At 58.3% G+C, this 24,329-nt stretch carries 21 protein-coding genes; 10 read left to right on the forward strand and 11 right to left on the reverse strand.

Annotated features, from left to right (window positions below; genetic code table 11):
- Position 1: 1 nt before the first annotated feature.
- Genes H5P17_RS00665 through H5P17_RS00675 form a run of 3 tightly spaced genes read right to left on the reverse strand, consistent with a single transcriptional unit; the run spans position 2 to position 2,832 of the window.
- Positions 2-784, reverse strand: a complete 783-nt coding sequence (locus H5P17_RS00665; protein WP_182820752.1) for an SDR family NAD(P)-dependent oxidoreductase — start codon at positions 782-784, stop codon at positions 2-4.
- On the reverse strand, positions 777-1,364 hold the full coding sequence (locus H5P17_RS00670; RefSeq protein WP_182820754.1) for a DUF3156 family protein: 588 nt from the start codon (positions 1,362-1,364) through the stop codon (positions 777-779). The genes H5P17_RS00665 and H5P17_RS00670 overlap by 8 nt, the downstream gene beginning before the upstream one ends.
- Positions 1,339-2,832, reverse strand: coding sequence for an APC family permease (locus H5P17_RS00675; protein ID WP_044554068.1), 1,494 nt, complete (start codon positions 2,830-2,832; stop codon positions 1,339-1,341). Before H5P17_RS00675 ends, H5P17_RS00670 begins: the two co-directional genes overlap by 26 nt.
- Before the next feature lie 565 nt (positions 2,833-3,397).
- On the opposite strand from H5P17_RS00675, the gene H5P17_RS00680 reads away from it, so the two are divergent.
- The 4 genes from H5P17_RS00680 (at position 3,398) to H5P17_RS00695 (ending at position 7,377) form a co-directional block, all read left to right on the forward strand.
- A complete protein-coding gene (locus tag H5P17_RS00680; protein WP_182820756.1) occupies positions 3,398-4,045 on the forward strand; it encodes a LuxR C-terminal-related transcriptional regulator in 648 nt (215 codons plus the stop codon).
- Between the two features lie 140 nt (positions 4,046-4,185).
- A complete protein-coding gene (locus H5P17_RS00685; protein ID WP_182820758.1) occupies positions 4,186-5,358 on the forward strand; it encodes an MFS transporter in 1,173 nt (390 codons plus the stop codon).
- A gap of 13 nt (positions 5,359-5,371) precedes the next feature.
- Positions 5,372-6,484: a class II histone deacetylase gene (locus H5P17_RS00690; protein WP_182820759.1), complete on the forward strand. Its 1,113-nt coding sequence runs from the start codon at positions 5,372-5,374 to the stop codon at positions 6,482-6,484.
- An 86-nt stretch (positions 6,485-6,570) separates the two neighbouring features.
- Entirely contained in the window at positions 6,571-7,377 is an 807-nt protein-coding gene (locus H5P17_RS00695; RefSeq protein WP_182820761.1) for an alpha/beta hydrolase, read from the forward strand.
- Between the two features lie 40 nt (positions 7,378-7,417).
- On the opposite strand, the gene H5P17_RS00700 is transcribed toward H5P17_RS00695, so the two are convergent.
- From H5P17_RS00700 to H5P17_RS00710, 3 genes are all read right to left on the reverse strand, one after another.
- Positions 7,418-7,783 carry a cupin domain-containing protein gene (locus H5P17_RS00700; RefSeq protein ID WP_182820763.1) on the reverse strand — a complete coding sequence of 122 codons (366 nt, stop codon included), beginning with the start codon at positions 7,781-7,783 and terminating at the stop codon, positions 7,418-7,420.
- A 21-nt stretch (positions 7,784-7,804) separates the two neighbouring features.
- Entirely contained in the window at positions 7,805-9,106 is a 1,302-nt protein-coding gene (locus tag H5P17_RS00705) for an FAD-binding oxidoreductase (RefSeq protein ID WP_182820765.1), read from the reverse strand.
- Positions 9,107-9,208: 102 nt separating this feature from the next.
- Positions 9,209-9,967 (reverse strand): response regulator transcription factor, encoded by a 759-nt coding sequence (locus H5P17_RS00710; RefSeq protein WP_044554060.1) that lies wholly within the window; start codon positions 9,965-9,967, stop codon positions 9,209-9,211.
- A 266-nt stretch (positions 9,968-10,233) separates the two neighbouring features.
- Here H5P17_RS00710 and H5P17_RS00715 point away from each other — a divergent pair, with 266 nt between their 5' ends.
- Positions 10,234-11,361, forward strand: coding sequence for an iron-containing alcohol dehydrogenase (locus tag H5P17_RS00715; RefSeq protein ID WP_182820767.1), 1,128 nt, complete (start codon positions 10,234-10,236; stop codon positions 11,359-11,361).
- Between the two features lie 134 nt (positions 11,362-11,495).
- On the opposite strand, the gene H5P17_RS00720 is transcribed toward H5P17_RS00715, so the two are convergent.
- Positions 11,496-12,425, reverse strand: coding sequence for a LysR family transcriptional regulator (locus H5P17_RS00720; RefSeq protein WP_044554058.1), 930 nt, complete (start codon positions 12,423-12,425; stop codon positions 11,496-11,498).
- 135 nt (positions 12,426-12,560) lie between these two features.
- Between H5P17_RS00720 and H5P17_RS00725 the strand changes: the two genes are divergently transcribed.
- From H5P17_RS00725 to H5P17_RS00745, 5 genes are all read left to right on the forward strand, one after another.
- Complete coding sequence (locus H5P17_RS00725; RefSeq protein WP_182820769.1) at positions 12,561-13,901, forward strand: aspartate aminotransferase family protein; 1,341 nt, start codon at positions 12,561-12,563, stop codon at positions 13,899-13,901.
- A 15-nt stretch (positions 13,902-13,916) separates the two neighbouring features.
- Positions 13,917-15,425: a CoA-acylating methylmalonate-semialdehyde dehydrogenase gene (locus H5P17_RS00730; RefSeq protein WP_182820771.1), complete on the forward strand. Its 1,509-nt coding sequence runs from the start codon at positions 13,917-13,919 to the stop codon at positions 15,423-15,425.
- A 159-nt stretch (positions 15,426-15,584) separates the two neighbouring features.
- A complete protein-coding gene (locus tag H5P17_RS00735; RefSeq protein WP_182820773.1) occupies positions 15,585-16,961 on the forward strand; it encodes an APC family permease in 1,377 nt (458 codons plus the stop codon).
- A 2-nt stretch (positions 16,962-16,963) separates the two neighbouring features.
- Positions 16,964-18,070 carry a P1 family peptidase gene (locus H5P17_RS00740; protein ID WP_182820775.1) on the forward strand — a complete coding sequence of 369 codons (1,107 nt, stop codon included), beginning with the start codon at positions 16,964-16,966 and terminating at the stop codon, positions 18,068-18,070.
- A gap of 82 nt (positions 18,071-18,152) precedes the next feature.
- Positions 18,153-19,235 (forward strand): hypothetical protein, encoded by a 1,083-nt coding sequence (locus H5P17_RS00745; protein ID WP_182820777.1) that lies wholly within the window; start codon positions 18,153-18,155, stop codon positions 19,233-19,235.
- 21 nt (positions 19,236-19,256) lie between these two features.
- Here H5P17_RS00745 and H5P17_RS00750 read toward each other — a convergent pair whose 3' ends face one another.
- From H5P17_RS00750 to H5P17_RS00765, 4 genes are all read right to left on the reverse strand, one after another.
- Positions 19,257-20,510 carry a phospholipase D-like domain-containing protein gene (locus H5P17_RS00750; protein ID WP_182820778.1) on the reverse strand — a complete coding sequence of 418 codons (1,254 nt, stop codon included), beginning with the start codon at positions 20,508-20,510 and terminating at the stop codon, positions 19,257-19,259.
- A complete protein-coding gene (locus tag H5P17_RS00755; protein WP_020825059.1) occupies positions 20,503-21,153 on the reverse strand; it encodes a MotA/TolQ/ExbB proton channel family protein in 651 nt (216 codons plus the stop codon). Before H5P17_RS00755 ends, H5P17_RS00750 begins: the two co-directional genes overlap by 8 nt.
- Positions 21,154-21,296: 143 nt before the next feature.
- The gene (locus H5P17_RS00760) at positions 21,297-23,537 is read right to left on the reverse strand and encodes a TonB-dependent receptor (RefSeq protein WP_182820780.1); all 2,241 of its coding nucleotides are present in this window, start codon (positions 23,535-23,537) and stop codon (positions 21,297-21,299) included.
- Between the two features lie 39 nt (positions 23,538-23,576).
- Positions 23,577-24,329: an energy transducer TonB gene (locus H5P17_RS00765; protein WP_182820782.1), complete on the reverse strand. Its 753-nt coding sequence runs from the start codon at positions 24,327-24,329 to the stop codon at positions 23,577-23,579.

The raw sequence follows: 24,329 nt of genomic DNA on the forward strand, positions 1-24,329 counted from the left end.
CTTAAAGGGAAGTAAAAGCCAATGTCGGTACGTCGACAATGGTGGAGCCGCCGTCGGCCACCAGCGCCGCACCGGTAATGATCGACGCTTCCTCCGAACAGAGAAAACGGCAGATAGCGGCGATCTCTTCGGCGCTGGCCGGGCGACGCAGCGGCACGTCGCGGCATACCCGTTGGTAAGCCTGCTCCAGCGTAAGGTGGTACTCAGCCATCAGCGGCTGCATCTCTTCATCCGCCATCGGCGTAGTGACCCAACCGGGACACACCGCGTTGGCACGCACGCCCAGCGGGCCGTAGTCACGAGCGATGGAGCGCATCAGCCCAATCAGCGCATGTTTGGCGGTCACGTAGCCGCAAACCTCCGGCCCGGCGGCCAGCGAAGCGATCGAGGCGACAAACAGCAGGTTGCCGCCGGTTTTCACCAGCTCCGGCAGGCAGGCGCGGGCGCTGGCAAAAGCACTGTTGAGGTTGCTGTCCAGCGCCTGACGCCACTGGTCATCGTTCATTTCGGTAATGCGCCCCAGCCCCATCCCGCCGGCGCTGCAGATCAGGCAATCAATGCGCCCGGCCTGCTGCAAAATGGCCGGCAACAGCTGGCTTTGCCAGCATTCACCGCTGGCGGCGTCCCCCACCAATGCCTGCGCGCCAATGTCGTCCGCCAGCGCCATCAGAGGTTCACGACGGCGGCCGATGATAAACACCCGATCGCCCCTGCTCGCCAGCAGCCTGGCGCACGCAGCCCCCACGCCGGTGCCGCCGCCGGTAATCACCACCACTCTACTCATCCAGTTTCTCCATCAATTGGCCGATCATCAGCAGGCTGCTCAGCAGCAAGCGCCGCTGCTCCGGTTCCAGCCGCAGATAGCGGCGACCGGCAGGCAAACGGCTGACCACTTCCGAAGCGGCAAAATGTTCGATCTCCAGCCGCCAATGACCGGCCGCGACCGTCAGTTGGATACGCCGAAAATCCAGCTGCTCCAGCGTTTCGGCAATCTGCGGATAGCCCCGCAGAGCGGCAATCATTCGCTGCGCTGCGGCATCATCCCGGGTCGCGCGATAAACCACGCCGCGTCGCCGCAACCAACCGCCGGCGTTAATGCATAGCGTCAGCGGCTCCTTCTGCGAGCACGCCCCCTGCAAGCAGAAACGCTGACTAACGATATGCGCCATAAACAGCGCGCTGACTTGTTCGTTAATGTCGATAACCGGCCCCTGCGGCAAGGTCAGGCGCAGCAGGCAGGGCGAAAGGCGCTCGCAGGCATAGGGCTGCAGATTGTTCGCCAGCCGGCTGAGGGTGACGCCCGGCTGGTAGCCCGCCGGGGAGCGCTGCCAGTAGCGATTAAGTGAGGGAAGTAAGCCGATCAAACTGCGCCTCCTCGCTTTCCGCTTTGGCAAAGGCCGTTTCCAGTACCTGTTCGACCGGCACCGGTTTAAACGGATTGACCTTTTGCACGCACAGGGTCCAGAACAGCGCATAGGCGGCAGTCAGGCCAATCATGATGCTGAACGGGATATAGACGGCACGCGGATCCATGCCCGGCGGGGTGATATAGATAATCGCCAGCACGATGCCCACGCTGGAGACAATTTGCGGCAGCGGGAACCAGGGAGATTTGTAAGCGCGTGGCAGATCCGGGCGGCGAATACGCAGGATCACCACCGAGCAGGTGACCAGCAGGTAGGCCACGCCCCAGGCGCACACCGCCGCCAGCACCAGCGGAATAATGCGGTCGAGATTGCCCTGAATGGCAAAGGCATGCACGCAGGGGATCAATACCGCGACCAGAATACCCACCACCGGGGTTTTAAAACGGGGGTGCAGATAGGCGAAGATACGTGGCAATGCCCCGTCCAGCGCCATGCCGTAAAGAATGCGCGGCACCGCCGCCATCAGCGTGTTGATGGTCGCCGCCCCGGCCAGCAGCAGCCCGATACCCAACCAGTATTTGCCGAATTCGCCCATCACCTGACCGGCAAAAGCCGGGATCGCCATCGGCGTATCCAGCAGATGAACGCCGTTGGCGGCATCTACCACCACGTTTTCCACCTGATGGCTGAGCGCCGCGCCGTACAACGCCATGCAAACCGCCACGCCGCAGAGTCCCAGCGACATTGCCCGAGGGATCACGCTGGCGGAGCGTTTGATCTCCGGCGCCATCGGCGTGACCAACTCACACCCGACGAACATGAACATCGCCATGCCGATCAGGCTGAATACCGCAAAAGGATCGCTCAGGCTCAGCGTGCTGCCAAACCAGCCTTCCAGCGGTACCGCATGCGGCGAAAGCAGCCCGGTAATGCCAAATATCACCAGGGTGCTCCACATGGCGAAGGTCAGCACGATCTCCGCTTTACCGAAGGCCTCAATGCCGAAGGCGTTGAGTGCACCGAAGACGATGACCAACCCCACCCCCACCATCCAGGAGGCATTGTGGGTTTCCATCAGGGTATTAAGGTGCTCAAAATTCACCAGCGCCATAATGCCGGAGAGAATGGTTTCGGCGGTCCCGGCAAAGATATGCACGATCAGGTAGGCCGACAGCGCACCGGTAATGGCAAAAAAACGTCCCATACCACAGGCGATATAGTCATACACCGATCCGGAGGTCGGCAATATCGCCGCCGCCTCCGAGAAGGTGGTGAGCTGGGCCTGCATCATGATAAAGGCGATCAGCATCGCCAGCGCGAAGGTATCGCCGCCGATGCCGAAACCGCTGGTCACGGTGAGGATCACCGGGCTGGCCATAATCACCCCGACCGAGCTGGCCAGCGTGGTGGGGAATCCGACCTTGCCCCGCTCAAGATGGGCATGAAGCCGCGACGACAGGTTCATGGTTATGTCCTCTTATAGTTTTATCGTTTGGCCCTGATGGTGCATTTGCAGGTGTTTCGTCGCCAGTGGCGGCAATATCACTATAGAGAGGAAAAGAAAATGCTGACTATCGTCCTTAAGGACGAGGCCAAACCATAGCTTTTTCGTCTTACCTTTTTTGCTCAATCAGCCGTTATGGTTTTCGTTGGCTGGTAAAGGTTTTCACAGCGAGAACCAACGGGATTAAGGCTGTCTATCGTTCTTAAGAACGAGCTGCGGGGAGCGGCATCAGCGGCGAGACAGGCCGGTGATACCCCAGGGGCTCACCACGCCGAGGAGGAAATTGCTGTAAATTCAGCAGGAAGGCCATGCGTGATTCGTTAATATATTAATAAAATATCGACACTCGCGCGGTGTTGTCGCTGCCGAGGCTTCTTCGTTGCCTTGTTATTTATGTGTTTTATTGCAATCAGGCTCACGTTGTTAATATGTATTTATTGTGTTGCACAATTGCTATCACTATGCTTGTATCGTTCACATATTGACCGAATATTCCAGACCGAACGATAAAGGGAGGAAATGAATCATGCACATTGCATCGTCCGATGCCTTTATCAACAGCTGTTTGACCACCATTGCGCACCTGATCCCGGTGTCCGCAGGGGTGTTTTATTTGGTTAACCATGACCTGCGGCCAGACCACTATATTTTGCACGGCATCTCCGATAAGACCCATCAACAGTATTTGAACCATTTCCAGCAGATCGATCCGCTCAAGCCGGCCAACTTTCACCAGCAAGACATCAACATGGTCGGCATGAGCCCGGCGGCAATCGCCAATAACCGCCATTACTATCATGACTTTATGCTGCCCAATGATATGCGCGACATGACGGAGATCTTTATTCGGCAGCGTAAACGCATCGTTGCCGGGGTGTCCTTGATCCGCGATACGCCGTTTACCGAACTGGAACGCGGTCGCCTGCGGGCGGTGATGCCGCTGATCGAACTGGCGACCCGCGACCTGTTGCCCGACGGGGAAGCCCGCCTGCTCACCGCCAAAGAGCAAGAGATCGTCAATATGGTGCGTGAAGGCGCCAGTAATAAACGCATAGCGTTGAAGCTGGGTATTTCGCTTTCAACGGTAAAAACCCATATGCGCAATATTTTTGCCAAAACTGAAGTGGTCAACCGTACCGAATTGGTGGCCAGCAGCTTTATTGCCCACGGTTAATAAATAGAGCCATAACATCGGCTTATAGTGGAGAAAATAAGTTCGTTAATTATTCGCCATTCATGGCGCGGTTTCCGCCTGCCCAGAATACGGCAACGCGGTTATATCTGAGTCAGGCTTAACCTGCGGGGATACTTATTATGTTCAGTGATTCCGTTTCTGTACCCGCTGCCGGGGCGGCTCTCCCCTGCCCGCCGCGGCTGTTGACCGCCATCATCATCTTTGCCGCCATTGCACCGGGCATCCTGATGACCGCTCCGGCGGTTGCCGCACAGCTGGCCAGCCAATGGTCGCTCACCCCCGCGCAAATCGGCCATCTGTTTTCCACCGAGCTGGGGGCCATGAGCCTCGCCACCCTGCCCGCCTGGTGGTGGATCAGCCGCGTTAACTGGCGCCGGGTGGCAACCCTGGCTGCGGGGGTGTTTATCGTCGGCAATTTGGCGTCGGCACTGGTCAGTGATTTTCACCTGCTGCTGGGGCTGCGCTTCATCGCCTCTTTGGCGGGCGGCACGCTGATGATCCTGTGTATTACCTGTGCCGGTGGCACCGCCAACCCCAGCCGGGTTTACGCGTTATGGGTACTGGGCCAACTGGTGCTGGGCGCCGTTGGCCTGCTGGTGCTGCCCCTGCTGTTCGCCCATTTTGGCCTGATGGCGGTATACCTGATCCTGGCGGCCATCATGCTGTGCAGCTTGCCGTTGCTTTCCGCCTTTCCCAGCGGCTTTCATCCTGCGCAATCCACCGCCCATGCCACGGCAACGCCATGGCTGCGCAAAGCCTTCGCCGTTCTGGCGGTGCTGACCTTTTATATCAGCCTGAGCGCAGTCTGGACCTTTATCGGCAGTATCGCCCACGCGGCCGGCCTTTCGCCGGTCAGCAGCGGCCAGGTGCTGGCGTCCGCCACGCTGTTTGGCATCGTCGGTGCCGGTGGTGCGGCCTTCATCAGCGCCAGGCGAAGCGGCAATGGGCTCATCTGGCTAAGTTACGGCTTGCTGATCGCCGGCATTGCGCTGCTGTTCCACACGCCGCAGCTGCTGCGCTTTGCGCTGGCGGCGGTGCTGTTCAAGTTTACCTGGACCTTTGTGCTGCCGTTTATCCTGGCCCGCGTCGCCGGGCTGGATAACAACGGCAAGCTGATGAACAACATCAATCTGGTGATTGGCGGCGGCATGGCGATCGGCCCAACGCTGGCCGGTTACTGGATTGAGTCTTCAGGCGGTTTCGACAGGCTGCTGGTCGGGGCGCTGAGCAGTGCGCTGCTGTCGCTGCTGCTGATTTCGCTGGCTTCACCGCGCGTTCAACGCGCCATTTAACAGGAGTAATAAGGTGAAAAGAAAAACCGGTTTCTTGTTTGATGAACGCTGTTTCTGGCACAGCACCGGCCTGCATGCCACTACGCTGCCGGTCGGCGGCTGGGTGCAACCGCCCTCAGGGGCGGGCCATGCCGAATCGCCGGAAACCAAACGGCGGATGAAAAACCTGATGGACGTGTCCGGCCTGTCGCGCCAGCTCCAGCTGCTGAGTGCCAACATGGCGACGGAAGAAGACCTGCTGCGCATTCATCCGGCCGACTACCTGCAACGTTTCAAACAGCTAAGCGATAACGGCGGGGGCATGTTGGGTGAGGAAGCCCCTTTGGGGCCGGGCAGCTACGAGATAGCCAAACTGTCAGCCGGGCTGGCCTGCGCGGCGGTCGAAGCGGTGCTGCAGGGCGAACTGGATAACGCCTATGCGCTGTCGCGCCCACCGGGCCACCATTGCCTGCCGGATCGGTCGATGGGGTTCTGCTTTCTGGCCAATATCCCCATCGCCATCGAGCGTGCCAGGGCCAAATACGGTTTGGGCAAAGTGGCGGTGCTCGATTGGGACGTGCATCACGGCAACGGCACGCAGCATATCTACTGGCAACGTGACGACGTGCTGACGCTGTCGCTGCATCAGGACGGCTGCTTCCCGGCGGGCTACTCCGGTGAACAGGACCGCGGTGCCGGGGCAGGAGAAGGCTTTAACATCAATATTCCGCTGCTGGCAGGTGCCGGTGACGACGGCTATCTGTATGCCATGCGGCAGATCGTGATCCCGGCACTGGAGCGCTTCAAACCCGAGCTGATCATTGTCGCCTGCGGCTACGATGCCAATGCCCTCGACCCGCTGGCGCGCATGCAGCTGCACAGCGACAGTTTCCGCAGCATGACGGCTCTGGTGCAGGACGCTGCCGACCGCCTGTGTGAGGGAAAGCTGGTGATGGTGCACGAGGGCGGTTATGCCGAGTCCTACGTGCCCTTCTGCGGTCTGGCAGTGATGGAGCAGCTGAGCGGTATTCGCACCGAGGTCGAAGATCCGCTGCTGGCATTCATCCGCCAACAGCAGCCGCGAGACGCTTTCAACCTGTTCCAGCGTCAGGCTATCGATGCGTTGGCGCAGCACTTTATTCGCTAAATATCCTGGGGCACCGCACGCAGTGCCCCTACCCATTCTCCGCTTTGCCGCTACGCTGAATATGACCCTTCCGATGAGAAAATACGATGTCTGAACAGAAGATCAGCTTTATCAAAGGCGGCCATGGCGATATTGCCGTGCATGACTGGGGCCATGACCGGCCGCGCTTTCTGGCGCTGCTGGTGCACGGTTACGGCGAGCATCTCGGGCGCTATCAGTACGTAGCCCGTACGCTGGAAGCCCAGGGTGCGCGGGTGTTCGGCCCCGATCATCTCGGCCATGGGCTTTCGCAGGGTGAACGCGTATTGATTGAGGATTATGACGCCGTGGTCGACGACGTTCGCCGCGTGACGGAGCATTTTCAGCGGCTGCATCCTGGCGTCCCCCTGGTGGTCATCGGCCATTCCATGGGCGGGATGATTGCCACCCGCTACGTTCAACGCTATGGCGATGACGTGCGTGCGCTGGTGCTTTCCGGCCCCTTGATTGGCGAAAGAACCCTGATTTCCGATCTGCTTGATCTGCCGGTGATCCCAGATACGCCGCTCGATCCCGCTACCCTGTCGCGTGACCCGGCGGTAGGGGAAGCCTATCAGGCCGATCCGCTGGTATGGCATGGGCCGTTCAAACGCCCGACGCTGCGGGCAATGCAGCAGATCCTGGCGAAAATCAACGCCGGCCCGGGCTTCGGCACGCTGCCTACGCTGTGGATACATGGCGATGACGACAGGCTGATGTTAATGGCGGAATCGCAAACCGCGATCGATCTGCTCAAGGGCAGCGATTTCGAAGCGATGGTCAATCCAGGCGGGCGGCACGAGAGTTTTAACGAAACCAACAAGGATCAGATATTAAGGCGGATCACCGACTTTATCGATCGGGTGCTGGGATAGCGGAATGCCCCTCTCCCGGCGGAGAGGGGCCAGTTCACGATCAGCCTTCTACGATCGCCAGGTAATGTTTTACAAAACGATCCGAGGTGATCTCCCAGCGTACCGGGGTTCCTTTTTCGACAAACCACGAGTCCCCGGCCTGGTACTGCACGGATTGACCGGTCTTTTCGTCGGTCAGCGTCGCGCTACCTTCCCACACCGTGGCGTGTTCGGAGAACGGATACTCCATTACAAAGGTGCCGCGCGTGCAGCTGAAAATACCGCAGTTCAGGTTATCGGTCGGCTCACCGAAAAGGCTCGCCACCCCGACGTTTGGCTCACCGTCGATCACCGTGGCGCCCAGGTTGCTGACGCTGCCAATGTCCAACAGTTCAGGCAGCGGTTGCTTAAGCAGTAATGGTTTCATGTTTCTCTCCTGTGATAAAAATTAGCGACGGCCTTTCCAGTAGCCGGACGTCTGGTGCCAAACCTTGCCGGCGGTGGTCATTACCCGTCGCAGCTTGTCTTTACCGAAGATATTGACGTGCGGGATTGAACTCATCAGATCGTATCGATCCGATCCCTCGCTCATGCCCTCTGCCAACACCTTGCAAACGATATGACTCGGCGTTACGCCAAAGCCGGAATAGCCCTGCACATAAAACACGTTGTCATGCTGCGGCAAGGTACCGATCTGCGGGAACAGGTTGGCGCTGCAACACAGCGGCCCGCCCCAGGCCAGGTCGATCTTCACGTCGTGCAGGTACGGGAACACCTTGAGCATCAGGTTGCGGTTCCAGGCCTTAAGATCCGAGGGAATGTATTCGATCAAGCGAGTGGCGCTGCCAAACAGCAGCCGGTTTTCATTGGTCACCCGGTAGTAATCGATCACCGGGCGGATATCGCTGTAGGCACCTCGGATCGGGCTGATCTGGCGGATCAGCTCTTCAGGCAAGGGTTCGGTAGCCAGTTGGAACGCGTAGGTATTGATGGTTTTGTTGTAGATGAACGGCTCCATGCCGTTGAGAAAACCGTTGCACGCCCACAGCATCTTGTTGGCACGCACTGAGCCCATGGCGGTGCGCACTTTGATGCGCGAACCGTATTCCACGCCCAGCACGCTGCTGTTTTCGAAGATTTTTACGCCGTAGCCGCTGAGCGCCTTCGCCTCGCCTAACAGCAGGTTGAGCGAATGCACGTGGCCGCCGCCCATGTGTTTCAATGCGCAGGTGTAGGCGTCTGACCCCACGACCTGCTTCACCTCTGCGCCGGTGTAGAGTTCAATCTCTTCATCCGGCGAGACCGCCTTGAATTCCTTCAGCCAGCTGCGCAGGGTTTTCTCCTGGCGTGCATTGCTGCCGAGGTAGCCATAGCCAAAACAGAAATCGGCATCAATCTCGTACTTCTTGATGCGTTCGCGAATAATCCCGGCGCCGAGGTTGCTGATTTTGAAGATGGTTTCCAGCCCGGAGGGGCCGACGTGGCGTTTGATTTTTTCCAGATCGTGGCCGATGCCGGCCATCACCTGCCCGCCGTTGCGGCCGGTGCCGCCGTAACCCAGATAACGCCCTTCCAGTATGGCGATATTGGAGATGCCCCGCTCAGCCAGCTCCAGCGCGGTATTAATGCCGGAGAAACCGCCGCCGATGATCACCACGTCAACGTCCAGATCTTCTTCCAGCGTCGGGAAGCGCAGATCGTATTTTTTGGTTGCCGCGTAGTAGGTTAACGATTCGATATTATTGTTCACTGTCGCACTCCCGAAGACCCTATGCCATAACATCGGATTATCAGGAGGTCGGCGCGACGTCGCCATGTCCCCTTAGGGACATTCGCAACAAATAATTAACACTCAGGCGCTGCGACGCAGCGGGGTGGCCAACAGCAGATTGAACAGTTCGGCCTGCGAACCGATCGCCAGCTTGCTGTAGATGTTCTTGCGGTGGTTTTTCACCGTTCCCAGACTGATGAACAGCCGATCGGCAATTTGCTGCGAACCGCAGCCGTCCAGGATCAGATCCACTATTTCGCGCTCGCGAGGCGTCAGCAGATAACGTGCCTGCACCGCACGATCCGTCACCCTTTCAGGCTCTGCCGGAGCGACGATCACTTCGCCATGCAGCCGCGCTACGCTCTTGAGCAGCGTCAACGCATCGCGTAACTCAGCCAACTGCGGATAACGCACGCCCACCGACTGGCGCGCCGAGCCGAAAAACACCCCCAGCCCGCGTTCGGGTGTCACGGGCAGCAGCACTCCGGCCTCATCATGCCAGCCGGTCTTGCGATAAAAATTGCGGTAATAATCAGTATGGTAGAAACCGCAGGGGGCCAGTTGGCGCAGGGTCAGCACCTCGCCGCCACCGCCGCCGTTCAGTGCCTGATAAAACGGATCCTGCAGGTAAGCGCCCTGTTGGTAGAGCTGATTGACCGCGTCACTGTTTTCACGCTCGGTTTTGATCAGGCAACGCGGTGCCTGGCCGCGTTCAAAAGCGTAAACAATGGCGTTATCAAAGGCGAAGAACCCTTCCAGCCAGGCCAGCAGATTGGGATAGAAACGTTGGGTTGCGACTGCGTCTATCACTGCGGATAATCGTTCCACCTGAATATTCATCTTCGCCCCGCCATCATTAATAAATTAACAATCACTTGATTCCGGCTAAGCCGTGGCCCGCTTGTTATAGAAAACACTCAATAGCGCCAAATGCAACCGCATAATCGTTTACATGTTAAACAAATCACACCTTCGCCAGATTATTGCGGCAGGGCCGAACGAGGCTGGATTAATATATTAACGGAATCCCCGTCAGGCAGAGAAAAGCAGTGGTTCAGCCGCAGAGGCTGGCTTATGCTGTGGTTTTCGCGTGCCAAGGAGAGAACATGACTATCAGCCTGACCATTGCCAACCGCCATACCTGGTTCGGCCACGGCAGCATCAGCCAACTGATCCCGCTACTGACCGCCGAACCACAGCCGACGCTGCTGTTTAGCTGCCGATCATTCCTCAATGGCGCGGTGTATTCCTCACTGGCAGACGGATTGACGCCGCTGCTGCTCGGCACCGAAATCGTCAGTCACGAGGCTTCGCCGCAAGAGATAGATGCCTGGGTCGCGCGCTGGCGCGGCAAGGTGCGACGCGTGGTAGCCATTGGCGGCGGTAGCGTACTGGATGCAGCCAAGGCCTTCGCCGCGCTGGTCGAGCACCCGTTGCCCACCCTTCGCTATATGGAAAAGATCGGCGACACAAAAATCAGCGGTGCAACCTTGCCGCTGATCGCCATCCCGACCACCGCCGGTACCGGCAGTGAAGTCACGCAGAATGCGGTGCTCACCGACACCCAGGTGAGCAAGGTGAAAGCCTCGCTGCGCCATAACAACTTTGTGCCGCAGACTGCCATCCTGGATCCACAGCTGCTGCAGGGTGCGCCGGACAAGGTGCTGGCCTACTGCGCCATCGACGCCTTTACCCACCTGTTCGAGGCCTATCTGTCCAAAACCGCCAACGCCATGACGCGCGAGATGTCGCTGACCGGCATCCGCCACTTCCTGCAGGCCTGGCCTGCGCTCAACCGCAGCGCCGAGGCTCATGAAGCTATTATGCAAGCCTCCTATCTTGGCGGCCTGACGCTGAGCGCCGCCGGGCTGGGAGTGATCCACGGCATCGCCGGTGAGATTGGCGCCCTGCGCGACTATCACCACGGCCAGGTCTGCGGCCGCCTGCTGCTGCCGTTCCTCGAACTGCTGGCGAAAAGCGAACAACCGCAGCAGCGGGCGCTGATGGCTGAGCTTGCCGCCCGTCTGTTCCCCGAGCAGCATGGCAGCCCGGAACGCTACCTGATCGACTTTATTACCCGCAATGCCATCGCCAGTTTCTGGCAGGATGACCTGCCGATTTCCGCCGACGAACTGGCGGTGACGCTGGCAAAATCCAACAGCAAGAACTCGCTGATCGACTACAGCGTGCCGCAGCGGCAACTGATGATCGAAGGCGCATTCCGCATCGAATGATTATATAATTAGATCAAAGTAATAGCGGGAGATTGGACATGGGCATCATCAGCTGGATTTTCACCGGCATCGCGATTGGCATCCTGGTCGGCGTACTGATCAAGATTTTTGGTAAGAAGAAAGAGCAGTAAACATTAAGCTGTTCCATGAGCCGCCAGCAGGCACTCGTGGAACAGCTTGACCACCCGCTGCGGGCCGGGCGAACGCCGCAGCACGCTGGAATACTCGCAGTGATAACGGAACAGCGTCGGTTTAATGGCGCGCATCATATTCTGCGCGACAAAAAACGCCGCATAGTGGTCGGGAAGAAAGCCGACGTACTTGCCGGAAAGGATTAGGGTCGCGATCGACTCCTGGGCAAACCCCGTTGCCTTGCGATGTAAATGTTGCTGCAGGCTCAGTTCCATATTCGGCGAATGGTAGCCTAATCCGGCAAAGGCATAATTGTGCAACAGATCCCAATTCAGCATTTCATGATGAGCGGAAAATAATTCATGCTGCGCGCCACAATATAAGAACATCCTCTCATGAAATAACGAACTATAAGATAAACTTTCCGCACTGCGGTGCATGGGAATAATGCCAATTTGAAATTGGCCGTCAATCACGCCGCGTTCAATGGTATTTATCGGCTCCACATACATTTGCAAAGAGACATCCGGCGCCTGCTCGCTGAATAAAGCAATCGCCCGGCCGATATGCGCCTGAGGATTACTGACGGTATGGTCGAATATCGCCACGTGCAGCTGCCCACCCAGGCGTTGATGCACATCATCCACCCCACGGCGAAAGGCCTCGGTCGCCGCCAACAGATTCACGGTTTCCTGATAAATCAGCAGCCCTTCGTCAGTAACCGCAAACCCCTCGCGCCCGCGGTGGCACAGCGTCAGGCCCAGCCGCTGCTCCAGATCCTTGATGTGCTTGCTGATGGTCGACAGGCTGATGTTCAGCTCCAGCTCGGCGGCACTCATGCCGCCACAGTCGACCACCGCCTTGAATACCCGCAGCAACCGCAGATCCATATCCGATAATTGGCCCAACAATGCGCGCTTTTTTACTTGCATAAAACCTTAAGTAAGTTTCGACATATGATTATTCACATTAGTGAAGAAGCAGAACATAGTCAATTTCACTCAACATTTCATTAACACGTTAGAGTATTTAATTAACCGTACCTGTTCTCCCCCTCGGAGGGAAAAATGGCTGATTTAAATCACCGTGAAAATAAAGCCGACCGTGAATGGTTAGAAGCACATTGGATGCCCTTTACCGGCAACCGTAATTTTAAAGCCAACCCGAGAATGATAAGCCACGCGCAAGGCGTTTATTATACCAGCCAGGACGGTCGCAAGATTTTTGACGGGTTATCCGGGTTGTGGTGCTGCGGATTGGGCCATGGCCGCCAGGAAATTGCCGATGCCGCTCACCGGCAACTTTCCCGATTGGATTATTCCCCGGCGTTTCAGTTCGGCCATGCCTTATCTTTCGAGCTGGCTAACAAAATCAAGGCCATGACCCCGGCCGGGCTGGACTACGTGTTTTTCACCGGCTCCGGCTCCGAAGCGGCAGACACCTCGTTAAAAATGGCTCGTGCCTATTGGCGAGCCAAAGGCCAGGCGGGAAAAACCTGTTTTATCGGTCGCGAAAAGGGCTACCACGGCGTTAACTTTGGCGGCATCGCGGTGGGCGGCATTGCCGGCAATCGTAAAGCCTTTGGTGCCAGCGCCGAAGCGGACCACCTGCCCCATACCCAACTGGCGGGAAATGCCTTTTCACGCGGCATGCCCGAGCAGGGGGCTGAACTGGCGGAGGAACTCAACCGCATCATCGCACTGCGTGACGCCTCGACCATCGCCGCGGTGATTATCGAACCCTTCTCCGGTTCTGCCGGAGTGATCGTACCGCCGGTCGGTTACCTGCAACGCATTCGCGAGATCTGTACTCAACACAATATCCTGCTGATTTTTGACGAAGTGATCACCGCCTTCGGCCGCTGTGGCGCCTTGACCGGCGCCGAGGCATTCGGCGTCACGCCAGACATCATGAATATTGCCAAACAGGTCACCAACGGCGCACAGCCGATGGGCGCAGTGGTAGTTCGCCCCGAGATTTACCAGGCCTTCATGGCCACCGATGAACCGGAATATTTGCTCGAATTCCCGCACGGCTACACCTACTCCGCCCATCCGGTCAGCTGTGCGGTGGGGCTGGCGACGCTGGATATCATTGAACGCGAGCAGATGATCGAACGGGTGCAGGCGTTGGCCCCCCATTTCGAACGGGCGGTGCACGGTTTGCAGGGATGCAGCCACGTCAGCGATATTCGCAACTTTGGCCTGGCGGCAGGTATCACGCTGGCGGCCCGGCCGGGTGAGGCGGCACGCAGGCCGTATGAGGTGGCGATGCGCTGCTGGGAAAGCGGGTTTTATGTCCGCTACGGTGGCGACACCCTGCAGTTGGCACCGCCGTTTATCAGCAGCGAGGCGCAGATCGACTCGCTGATCAACGCCCTCGGCGACGCTATCAACGCAACCGAATAATAAGGAGCGCATGCCATGCCAATTGCACATTGGATCAACGGCCAGTCCGCCACCGGCGGCACCCGCAGCCAGCCGGTCTACGATCCGGCTACCGGGCAGTCATATCAGGAGGTGTTGCTGGCCGACCGCGCCACGGTAGAAAGCGCCATCGACGCCGCCGAACGCGCTTACCCGGCCTGGCGGGATACGCCACCGCTGAAGCGGGCCAGAGTGATGATGCGTCTAAAAACGCTGCTGGAACAGCATGCCGATGCCATCTGCCGGTTGATCACCGCCGAACATGGCAAGGTGCTCAGCGACGCCATGGGCGAACTGCAGCGCGGCATCGAAAACATTGAGTACGCCAGCTATGCACCGGAGCTGCTGAAAGGCGAGCACAGCAAGGACGCCGGGCCAGGCATCGACAGCTGGAGCGAGTTTCAACCGTTGGGGGTGGTGGCGGGCATCACGCCGTTTAACTTCCCGGCGATGGTGCCGCTGTGGATGTGGCCGATGGCGGTAGTGTGCGGCAACACCTTTGTACTGAAACCCTCCGAGCGCGTCCCTTCCTCCACGTTGTATATCGCTCAACTGGCGTCCGAAGCCGGGCTGCCGCCGGGAGTGCTGAACCTGGTCAACGGCGACCATGAGGCGGTGGACACCCTGCTGCACGATCCCCGGGTCAAAGCCGTCAGCTTTGTCGGCTCTACGCCGGTCGCGGAGCACATCTACCACACCGGTTGTGGTCAGAACAAACGGGTGCAGGCGCTGGGCGGCGCGAAAAACCATGCGGTGGTGCTGCCGGATGCCGACATCGCCGGCAGCGTCAGTGCGCTGATGGGCGCGGCGTTCGGTTCCTGCGGACAGCGCTGCATGGCCATCCCGCTGGTGTTGGCGGTGGGAGACGACACGGCCGAGGCGCTGGTCGCCGGGTTACAGCAGCAAATGGCGGCCATGCGGATCGGCGCCGGTAGCGATAACCGCAACGACATGGGGCCACTGGTCACCCAACAGCATTATGAAAAGGTGAAAGGCTATATCGATCGGGGCGTTGAGGAAGGCGCCACCCTGGTAGTCGACGGCCGCAAGCTGGCGGTGCGGGAAGACAGCGGGCAAATCAGCCAGGGCTATTTCCTCGGCCCTACGCTGTTTGACCACGTGCGACCGGGAATGCGGATTTATCAGGAGGAGATCTTCGGCCCGGTGCTGGGCGTGGTTCGGGTCGGCTCGCTGAAAGAGGCGATGGCGATGATTGACGCCCACGAGTACGGCAACGGGACCTGCCTGTTCACCCGCGACGGCGAGGCGGCACGTTATTTTTCCAATCATATTCAGGTCGGTATGGTGGGGATCAACGTCGCGCTGCCGGTTCCGGTGGCCTACCACTCGTTCGGCGGCTGGAAACGCTCGCTGTTTGGCGACCTGCACGCCTACGGCCCGGATGCCGTCAGGTTCTACACCAAGCGCAAAACCATTACCCAGCGCTGGCCCTCTTCCCATGACGCCCAGCATACCACCTTCAGCTTCCCGTCCGGGCAAGGGTAATCTCATAATAAACATAATGATTTTTTAGGGGCGAAGAAATTCGCCTCGTTTTCCACGCGCTCCATTTAATCAGGCCCGGGCAGCGGCATGCCATCGCCATGCTCTACCGCACGACCGCCATCCGTAAAATAATCCACTAACGCGTTAATGGAGTTTTGAATGACTGAGTCCACACCAGAACACAAATTCAAAGGTAATCTCAGCGTCCTCGACGTGGTGATGATTACCGCCTCCGGCGTCACGCCCGCCAGCTCAATTTTCGTTATTGCTCCGCTGGCGATCGCCAGCGCCGGCAGCGGTGCCTTTATCTCATTTCTGATCGCCGCCTTTATCGCCGCCACCATCGCCCTGTGCTATGCCGAACTCGGCGCGGCGCACCCCAGCGCCGGGGGCGAATACAGCATTATCAAACGCCTGTTCGGCACCCTGTGCGGACTGCAAACTTACCTGTTTATCCTCAGCGCTGCGCTGTTCGTGCCGGCGGTGCTAGCCACCGGTGCCGTACCTTATTTGAACACCGCGCTGGGGACTCAGTTCGACGCCTCTACCGCCGGGATGATCACTATCCTGATCGGCGGTGCCTGCGCCATTTTCAACATCAAAGCCAATGCGCTGCTGACCGGCACCTTCTTGGTGGTTGAAATCGCGGTGCTGGGGTTAATCGCCTGGTTGGGCTTCAGCAACCCGCACCAAAGTGCGGACATCCTCGTCGCGCCGGTGATGCTAAATCCCGAAGGCGTGTTGGCGCCGGTTTCCGTACCGCTGATCGTCGCCATGGTCGGCGTCGCACTGTTTTCCTATAACGGCTACGGTGCCGCGGTGTATATGGCGGAGGACATGCGCGAACAGGGCAAGCCCATGGCCACCGCCATCATGCTGACGTTGGCGATCGTGGTACTGGTCGAGCTGCTGCCCTTTACCGCTTTGCTGATTGGCGCGCCGTCCCTGGCGGAAATGGCCAAACAGGCCGATCCGGTCGGCTACGTGGTCAGCCAATTGGGGGGGCCGACGCTGGCACGGGTGGTCAGCGGTGCGATTTACCTGTCGGTGTTTAACGCCATTATCGCCATCGTGGCGCAGTTTAGCCGCATGATGTTCTCCAGCGGGCGTGACGGTTTTTGGCTGCCGCAGGTGAACCGGGCATTGAAAATCATCCACCCGCGTTTTGGCACGCCGTGGATCGCCACCCTGCTGTTCGGTATTCCCTCCGCGCTGTTGGCCTTTTGCTCCAACCTCGGCGATCTGACTTCCTTTACCGTGATCCTGCTGCTGCTGGTGTACATCATCATGGCGGTCGCCGCGCTGATCAGCCGCCGCCGCGCACGCTTCCACCACCCGTACCTGATGCCGCTGTGGCCGCTGCCGGTGGCGATCGCGCTGATCGGCTGCCTGTATGTGTTATGGACAATTTTGATCGCCAGCAGCCTGAAAGACTTTATTATCATCGCCGGTATCCTCTGTTTTGGTCTGCTGCTGAGTTACATGCGCACCCGGCAGGCTATCCCGCACGTTGAACCCTCAATTGAAGGAGAATAACCATGTCGCAGCGCGCTCAGGATTTGGGCATTAAAATCGGCCACGGCGTTGCCGGCCCGCTGAACGCCATCACCGATGTGCCCGGCGTTCGCGTCGGCCACGCCAGCATCCACGCCGATTTGGCCGAGGGGCGCAGCTTGCGTACCGGCGTCACGGTGATCGAACCGCGTGCCGGTCAGGCGCGACAATCCCCCTGCTTTGCCGGCGTGCATGTGCTTAACGGCAACGGCGACGCCACCGGGCTGGAGTGGATCCGCGAAGCCGGCCTGCTCACCAGCCCAATCGCCTTCACCAACACCCACAGCGTCGGCGTGGTACGTGACAGCCTGATCGCGCTGGAACGCGAAGCGCTGCCGGCCGGCGACGCGGTGTACTGGAATATGCCGGTGGTGATGGAAACCTTCGATGGCCTGCTCAACGACATCAACGGCTTTCACGTCAAGCCTGAACATGTGCGGCAAGCACTGCAGGCGGCACACCAAGGATTACCCCTGGAAGGTGCCGTCGGTGGCGGCAGCGGGATGATCTGCCATGAGTTCAAGGGTGGCATCGGCACCGCTTCGCGGCGCCTGCCTGCCGATCGCGGTGGCTGGACGGTCGGTGCCATCGTGCAGGCCAACCACGGCAAACGCGCGTCGCTGCTGGTGGGCGGTTACCCGGTGGGCCGTCATTTGGCACATATTCACTCGCCGTTTACGCCGCAGCTGCCGCACCCGGGCATGGGGTCGATCGTCGTCACCCTGGCCACCGACGCCCCGCTGTTGCCGCACCAGTGCGCCCGTCTGGCACAACGCGCCAGCATCGGCATTGCCCGCACCGGCGGCGGTACCGAAGACTCGAGCGGCGACATTTTTATCGCCTTCGCCACCGGCAATGACGGCCTCCCCCCTGCCGACTATGCCAACAAAGGGGCCTTTACCACCCCGCTGCGCATGGTGAACAATGATTACATCTCCGAGCTGTTTGCAGCCGCGGCAGAAGCGGTGGAAGAGGCGATTATCAATGCCCTGCTGGCCGCCAATACCGTTTCCGGCAATGGCCATCGGGCGGAAGGACTGAGCGCTGAACAGCTGCTGACGGCACTGGAAAAAAGCGGCTGGCGGAAATAATTTCAATGTCTTATCTGGTTATGAGGGCAGACTAAAAAATGCTACTCTGGGCGGCGTCCATTTTTTGATTCTCAAGGAATTAATGATGAGCCGCCTCTCGCTCAAATCCATTTTAAATAGCATCCCACCGGGGAAACGACGCATCCAATTTGTGGTAAGCATTTTACTGGTCTTCTTCGCGCTATTTCTCTACAACAAAAATTATATTATTTATGCCATAACCCTGTGCTTGCTTATGGCGATGCCGACCTTATTGTTGCTCAGAACCGTTGCCCTGTTTCCCACAATCAAAAAAAAGCTAATCAGACGCTATTGGCGTTTAGTGATCAACACCCGGCAATTTTATAAGCTATCTCTTGCGACAGAGTTCCTGCTTTATATCGCCACATTTCTCATTACCTTGCATATTCCCTACGCTTTTCTGATTAACGTCCAGAGCCTGCTGTTGTTGCAGATCAGCATTGGGATCTATGCGTTCGCAGCCCTGTTGGATTTAAAATCCAGGTGTGAGTGGGTGATAAGAAAAACCTGGGCAAGATTGGCAGGGAAAGTCCTGCTGGCCGGTATAGGAACGTTAGCCTTTTACATTTCATCTGCCATGTCAAAGAGTTGGCTAACAGAACTCACCCACAGCAACGCGCGTTTTTTCCCGGAAATGACCACGATAGTCGCGACCCTGTATACACCCATCGCCTACTTGAGCATCATCCTGCTGTGCGTTATCACAATGGCCGTATTGGAATGGCTAGCCATTCTCATCCCAATGTTCGTCACCATGCCGCTGCAAATATTTGCACCGAACTTTATTAAACGTACGGCGCAGCGTCTTATAACCGGGAAGAAACATCTCTCACCCGATGCGAACAAAGAGTTGGAAGTGAAAAAGCTCATCATGCTGCCGCGCATAGCGGCGCCTCTCATACTGGCTTCTTTAATGGTCATAGGCATGCAAAGTACTTATGACATCAGCTCACCGGCCGTCAGTCTTATCGCAAAAAAATTCCTTGTTGAGCTTCATTATCACCCCAACTACCAATGTAATAATCTTCCCCCTGAAGCGACCGTCGCTGAATTGGAAAAAGGGGTGGTCTCCGTTGCTTATTTTGACGATAACACCCTTTCCTTTAAAGAACAGAAGTGTGAAACGTCATCCAACGATAAATAATAACCAGCACGCTATTTCACACTATTTGGACTCGCCGCCCGGTTTGGGCGTCGGGTAGTCGTAATCCAGCTTCAGCGGTTCGGCGTACAGGCTGTCCCACAGTTGGCTGTACAACTTGTCCAGCCGCTGGCTCATGTTCGCGTCGTGCAGCACAATCTCCAGATTGCGCGAATTGTCCAGATAGCCGCCGGTCCAGTTGCTGGTGCCCACCCAGGCGATCCCGCCGTCGATGGTCATGATTTTACTGTGGATCACTCGGGCAAACGGGATAAACCCGCTGCTGGCCGGTGGAATGGTGACAATTCTCACCTGTACGTTCGGCACCACCGCCAGGCTCTTCAGCCAGGCGATATCCGGCTTTTTGGTATTCCAGTTGGCAACCATCAGCTCGATCTGCACACCGCGCGCGGCGGCGCTGCGCAGGGCGTTATCGATCACCGCGTAGTAAGGCCGGGTGCGCTCCGGGCCAAAAGACAACGGCGCATAGTCCATCACCTGTACCCGTACCCGCTGCCTGGCGGAAGCCAACAGGCGCGGCAGCTCAAGCTGCGAGTCAATCACGCCCGTCGGGTTGTAGGCGCGTGGGCTGGCGATCAGGTAATTGCCCTGCGGCGTTTCCGCCGTGGGTTGGTACGTCAGTTGGGGCACCGGTTTATCCGCCGCCAGCAACGCCTGCGCCTGCCAGTCCTGTTCGAAGATCGCCTGGATCTGCCCCACGACCCCGGCATCGCTGATGCGCAACCCGGTTTCATGGATGTGTGCCAGCGCGCGCCAGTCAAAGTTCTGGCTGCCGACAAACGCCTGCTCACCGTCCACCAGCAGGTATTTGGCATGCAGAATGCCGCCGCTCAGCCGCTGGTAAGGGATGATACGCAGCTCCAGATTCGGGATCGCCTTGAGCTGTTCAAGCGTTTCGGGAGTAGAAATGCGGATGCCCTTCTCTTCCATCAGGAAACGAATTTTTACCCCACGTTCCCCCGCCGCTTTCAGATGCTGCAGCACGCCATCCAGCAGCGAACCCTGTTGGTTCGCCACGTAGAACTGGCCCAGATCGATGCGGGTTTTCGCCGCATCAAACATCTGCTGCCACACCTCGGCCGTGTTGCGCAGGTCATCCGCCTGCAACGCAGTTTCTACCGGTGCGGTGTACACCAGCTCGTAGCCGGGAATTTCAAAGCGCGCCGCCGCATTTTGGCTCAACATCAACAGACAACCACCCCATAACGCAGTGTAAAGGCGGCCCAGTGGCCACCGTGAATGACGGCCATTAGGCATAGCGCGGCACCTCGCTGTCAACCCGTTGCTCGCGGCTGCCGTTTTCCGGGCGGCTGCCAGGCGCACCGGCGCGGATCAGCAGTACCTTCAACAGTTCGTTAATCCGCTCCATGCGGCTTTGCAGATAGTTGTTCCCCACCAGGCACAGCAGCGCGATGGCGATACCCAGCCCGGTAGCGTACAGCGCGGTGCCCATCCCGGCAGAAACCAGGCTCGGCTCGGACACCCCCGAGGCAGCCAGTGCCTTAAAGGTTTCGATAATCCCCATCACCGTCCCCAGCAGCCCCAACAGCGGCGCCGCGGTAACGATAGTTTCCAGCAACCACAGGCCTCTCGCCATCAGCGGCTTGCTCAACAGATACTGAGCGTCGATCAGATCACCGATCGCCTCGCGGTCACCGGCACGGTGTTTTTGCTCCAGCACCGGTGAAATCACCGCCAGCGGCAGGCTGTTGCGCTGGGTCAGCTCATCCGGCAGATCGGCCGTGCGGTGCACGTCCAACGTCAGCGCCTGCTCCAGTCGGCGCGCCTGGCGTTGGGTATAGGCGAAGTACAACGCACGTTCGATAATGATCACCAGTGCAATCGCCAGCGCGGCGTACATCACGTAGAAAATAATGTCGTGTAATAGATTGGCATTCATCGTTCAGCTCTCTTATCCGTCGTCTTTCAAGCCGCAGCGTTGTTACCTGCACTCGCTCACCCCAGTTACTTACTTAAGTAAGCGCCTGGGGATGAGCGAGTTGGCCGCCTGGCTGCAACTTGAAAGCCGCAGGGTATAAATAGTTAAAAGGTGGCTTCCAGCGATACGCTGAAGGTACGTTCTTCACCGACGTTGTAGTAAGGCGTGCTGGCCCTCACGCCGTTATAAGGTGCGGCGTTGAAGGTCGTGGTACGCACCGAAGTCAGGTACTCCTTGTCAAACAGGTTGCTGATGCCAAAACGGAGTGCCGCACTCTTGACGATCTTCTTGTCCACCGGCAGATGCACCCCCGCCGCCAGATCGAATACCGTACGGCCGCCAATCTTCTCGTCATTGGTCAGGTCGCCGTAGAACGCACTGACGTATTTGCCGCTCACGCTGCTGTAATACAAACCGTCGTCATAACCCAGGGTTACGTTAAGCAGGTTTTTGGGCACGTTCGGCACCTCTTTGCCGCTGGTCGGCAGCGGCAGGCCGCCGTTGCTGACAATGTCGCTCTTCTGCTTGGACTCGGTATAGGTGTAAGAGGTGTAGTAGTTGAAGTTATGCGGCAGTTGGCCGCTCCACTCCAGCTCCAGCCCTTTGTTCTCTACGTTGCCGATGTTCATCATCTCGTAGTCACCGGCCGGGTTGGTGGTGGAGATTTGACGGTCGCTGTAGCGCATGTAGAACAACGAGGCGCTGAGCAGCATATCTTCACGCTCGAAGCGCCAGCCCAGCTCATGGTTCCAGCTCAGCTCCGGTTTGGTGCTGATAGAGTCGCCGACGTTGTACAACACATAGTTTGGCGGGGTGCGCATGTTGCGCGTCAGGTTATAAAACACCTGGTTTTCCGGGTTCAGCTTGTAACTGGCGCTGAAGTTAGGCAGCAATTCATGGTATTTGGCATCACGCTTTTCCGGCACGTTATACAGGCTGCCCTTGTTATCGCCTTTTCGTTCAACGTACTGATAGGCCAGCCCGCCGACGAAGGTCCAGTCCGGCGTCGCAAACCAGGTGTCCTGCAGCCACACTTTTTGCGCGGGGGTAATGGTGTACTGGTTACGCCCCTGTACGGTTTTGCCGTTGGCGTCCTTCACCTGATCGGAACCGCCCGGTTTGCCCGAGAGTTGTTCCGGGTTGCCGTCGTCCTTGATGCCGATAAACGGTTGGGTCTGCGACTGGCGCGCACGCTCATACCAGTAGCCAATATCCAGGCTGTGCTGATCGTTGATGTCCCACTTCAGCTTGGTGGTGATGCCCGGCCGCCAGGTCTGGGTCCAGGAAGGGCGGTAATAGGTGTTGGACTGCAAGTTGCTGAGGTCATACTGACCGGCCCGGTCCGAGGTATTGGACAATACCGATGCCGTCTGGCCGCTGAAGCTGCCGCCGTTCCCCCAGTAGTAGTACGGCTGCAGGGTCAATGCCAGGTTGTCGCGCAGCTGCAGCTTCTGGGTGAACGTCAGGTTGAAATTCTCGAACGGATTACGGTTGAGCTTGTAGTAGCGAGTCAGTTGGCCCCGGTTGTTGTAGGACGGCGTGGTGTCATAATCGCCACGGGGGTCCTCCGCGAACTGCGCCTTGCTCAGGGTGTTGTAGTTAACGTTATTCTGCTGGTTGTACTTCATGATCAGGTTGCTGCTGTTGCCGTTACCGTCTTCATACAACGAGTTCATCTCGAACTTGTTGGAGTACAGACGCCCTTCCCCGCGCCACTTTTTGGCCTCGGTGTGCGAATAGGAGATCCAGTTGCTGAATCCGTTGTACTCACCGGTCTCCAGACGGGCAAAGGTTTTGCTCAGGTTATTGCTGCCCAGCGTCTGTTTGACGAAGCCGCCGAAGTCTTTAGACGGACGCCGCGTCACCAGGCCAATATTGCCACCGCTGGAGCCAATGTGCGGGCCGTCGGCTTCCGAAGAGCCTTGGGTGACGAACACTTCCCCCAGGTTCTCCGAATCACCCAGCAGGTTCGGATAAACCGCATAGTTGCCGGAGTCGTTGATCGGGATCCCGTCCATCGACAGGCCGATTTGATCGGAGTTCATGCCACGCATGGTGTAATCGACGCCGCTCAGGCCGCTGGCGTCGTTGCTGTTGACGTTCAGGCCCGGCGTATATTTCAGCTTGTCGATGGCGTTGGCCGCCGCCGGCATTTTATCCATCGCCTCTTTGGTGACGGTGGAACGCGACTTGGCGCTGTCCTCCTGCACCATCATGCCGCCCCCCAGCGACTGCCCTTTTACGTTGATGGTGCCAACGTCGGTCGAGTCCGCTGCCAGCACTGCACCCGGCAACATCGCCGACATCACTGCCAGATAAATCCCAGATCGATTGAAAGATTTCATTGTTTCCATCCCCTAAAAATCAAACTGTTATGCCAGGCCTCAAGGCGCCTGATAATTGAACGTGGCTGAAAATCTTTTGGTTGTCTGCCCGTTGAAAGCCTCACTTGGGAACGGCTTCACCTGGCTGATACTTTGCAAACTGCTCAGCGCTGCACGGTTGAGCAGCATGCTGGGGGCCTTATTGGTGATGCCGGACGAGATCACCCGACCGCTGCGATCCACCTCCAGCCACACCTCGACGTTGCCCTGCGGCCGTTCAAGCGAAGCCTGCCGCCCACTGGGATAGCGCTTGCGCTGCTCCAGCTCATGGCGCAATGCCTGCAGATAACCGTTTTCAATGGCCTGCGCGTTCACCTTCGGTGCCGCCGGAGCCGGCGGAACGGGTTGTGCGGCGGGCTTGCTGACCAGGGTTCTCGGCGCTGTCGGCACCGCGACCGGCCTGGCCTTTTCCACCGGTTTGGCTTTCTCTTTCACCGGCTTGGGTTTGGGTTTCGGCTGCGGCTTGGGCACCGGTTTGGCCTCGACAATCGGCTCAGGTGCAGGCACCACAGGTTCAGGAAGGGGCTCTGGTTCCGGCGGCGGTGGCTCCGGTTGCGGTGGGGTTTCCACCGGCGGCTCCGGTTCCGGCTGTGGCTGAGGTTCCGGCTCGACCAATGCCAGCTCCATGGCGGTTTCGTCATAGCGCGGCTGAATTTTCAGCGCCGCCTGTTGGCTGGCGAACAGCACGCAGCCCACGACGATCAGCGCCGGCAACCAGCTGAAAAGGTGACGTGAACGATAGAGCAGATACAT

It is taken from the genome of Serratia sp. OS31 (genome assembly GCF_014164835.1).
In the GTDB taxonomy this organism is placed as follows: Bacteria; Pseudomonadota; Gammaproteobacteria; order Enterobacterales; family Enterobacteriaceae; genus Serratia; species Serratia liquefaciens_A.

Bases quoted from the DNA above. Each gene is read 5' to 3' on its own strand.
- H5P17_RS00665 (WP_182820752.1), bottom strand. From the start codon at position 784: ATGAGTAGAGTGGTGGTGATTACCGGCGGCGGCACCGGCGTGGGGGCT.
- H5P17_RS00675 (WP_044554068.1), bottom strand. From the start codon at position 2,832: ATGAACCTGTCGTCGCGGCTTCATGCCCATCTTGAGCGGGGCAAGGTC.
- H5P17_RS00680 (WP_182820756.1), top strand. From the start codon at position 3,398: ATGCACATTGCATCGTCCGATGCCTTTATCAACAGCTGTTTGACCACC.
- H5P17_RS00685 (WP_182820758.1), top strand. From the start codon at position 4,186: ATGTTCAGTGATTCCGTTTCTGTACCCGCTGCCGGGGCGGCTCTCCCC.
- H5P17_RS00695 (WP_182820761.1), top strand. From the start codon at position 6,571: ATGTCTGAACAGAAGATCAGCTTTATCAAAGGCGGCCATGGCGATATT.
- H5P17_RS00700 (WP_182820763.1), bottom strand. From the start codon at position 7,783: ATGAAACCATTACTGCTTAAGCAACCGCTGCCTGAACTGTTGGACATT.
- H5P17_RS00710 (WP_044554060.1), bottom strand. From the start codon at position 9,967: ATGAATATTCAGGTGGAACGATTATCCGCAGTGATAGACGCAGTCGCA.
- H5P17_RS00715 (WP_182820767.1), top strand. From the start codon at position 10,234: ATGACTATCAGCCTGACCATTGCCAACCGCCATACCTGGTTCGGCCAC.
- H5P17_RS00720 (WP_044554058.1), bottom strand. From the start codon at position 12,425: ATGCAAGTAAAAAAGCGCGCATTGTTGGGCCAATTATCGGATATGGAT.
- H5P17_RS00725 (WP_182820769.1), top strand. From the start codon at position 12,561: ATGGCTGATTTAAATCACCGTGAAAATAAAGCCGACCGTGAATGGTTA.
- H5P17_RS00730 (WP_182820771.1), top strand. From the start codon at position 13,917: ATGCCAATTGCACATTGGATCAACGGCCAGTCCGCCACCGGCGGCACC.
- H5P17_RS00735 (WP_182820773.1), top strand. From the start codon at position 15,585: ATGACTGAGTCCACACCAGAACACAAATTCAAAGGTAATCTCAGCGTC.
- H5P17_RS00740 (WP_182820775.1), top strand. From the start codon at position 16,964: ATGTCGCAGCGCGCTCAGGATTTGGGCATTAAAATCGGCCACGGCGTT.
- H5P17_RS00745 (WP_182820777.1), top strand. From the start codon at position 18,153: ATGATGAGCCGCCTCTCGCTCAAATCCATTTTAAATAGCATCCCACCG.
- H5P17_RS00750 (WP_182820778.1), bottom strand. From the start codon at position 20,510: ATGCCTAATGGCCGTCATTCACGGTGGCCACTGGGCCGCCTTTACACT.
- H5P17_RS00755 (WP_020825059.1), bottom strand. From the start codon at position 21,153: ATGAATGCCAATCTATTACACGACATTATTTTCTACGTGATGTACGCC.
- H5P17_RS00760 (WP_182820780.1), bottom strand. From the start codon at position 23,537: ATGAAATCTTTCAATCGATCTGGGATTTATCTGGCAGTGATGTCGGCG.
- H5P17_RS00765 (WP_182820782.1), bottom strand. From the start codon at position 24,329: ATGTATCTGCTCTATCGTTCACGTCACCTTTTCAGCTGGTTGCCGGCG.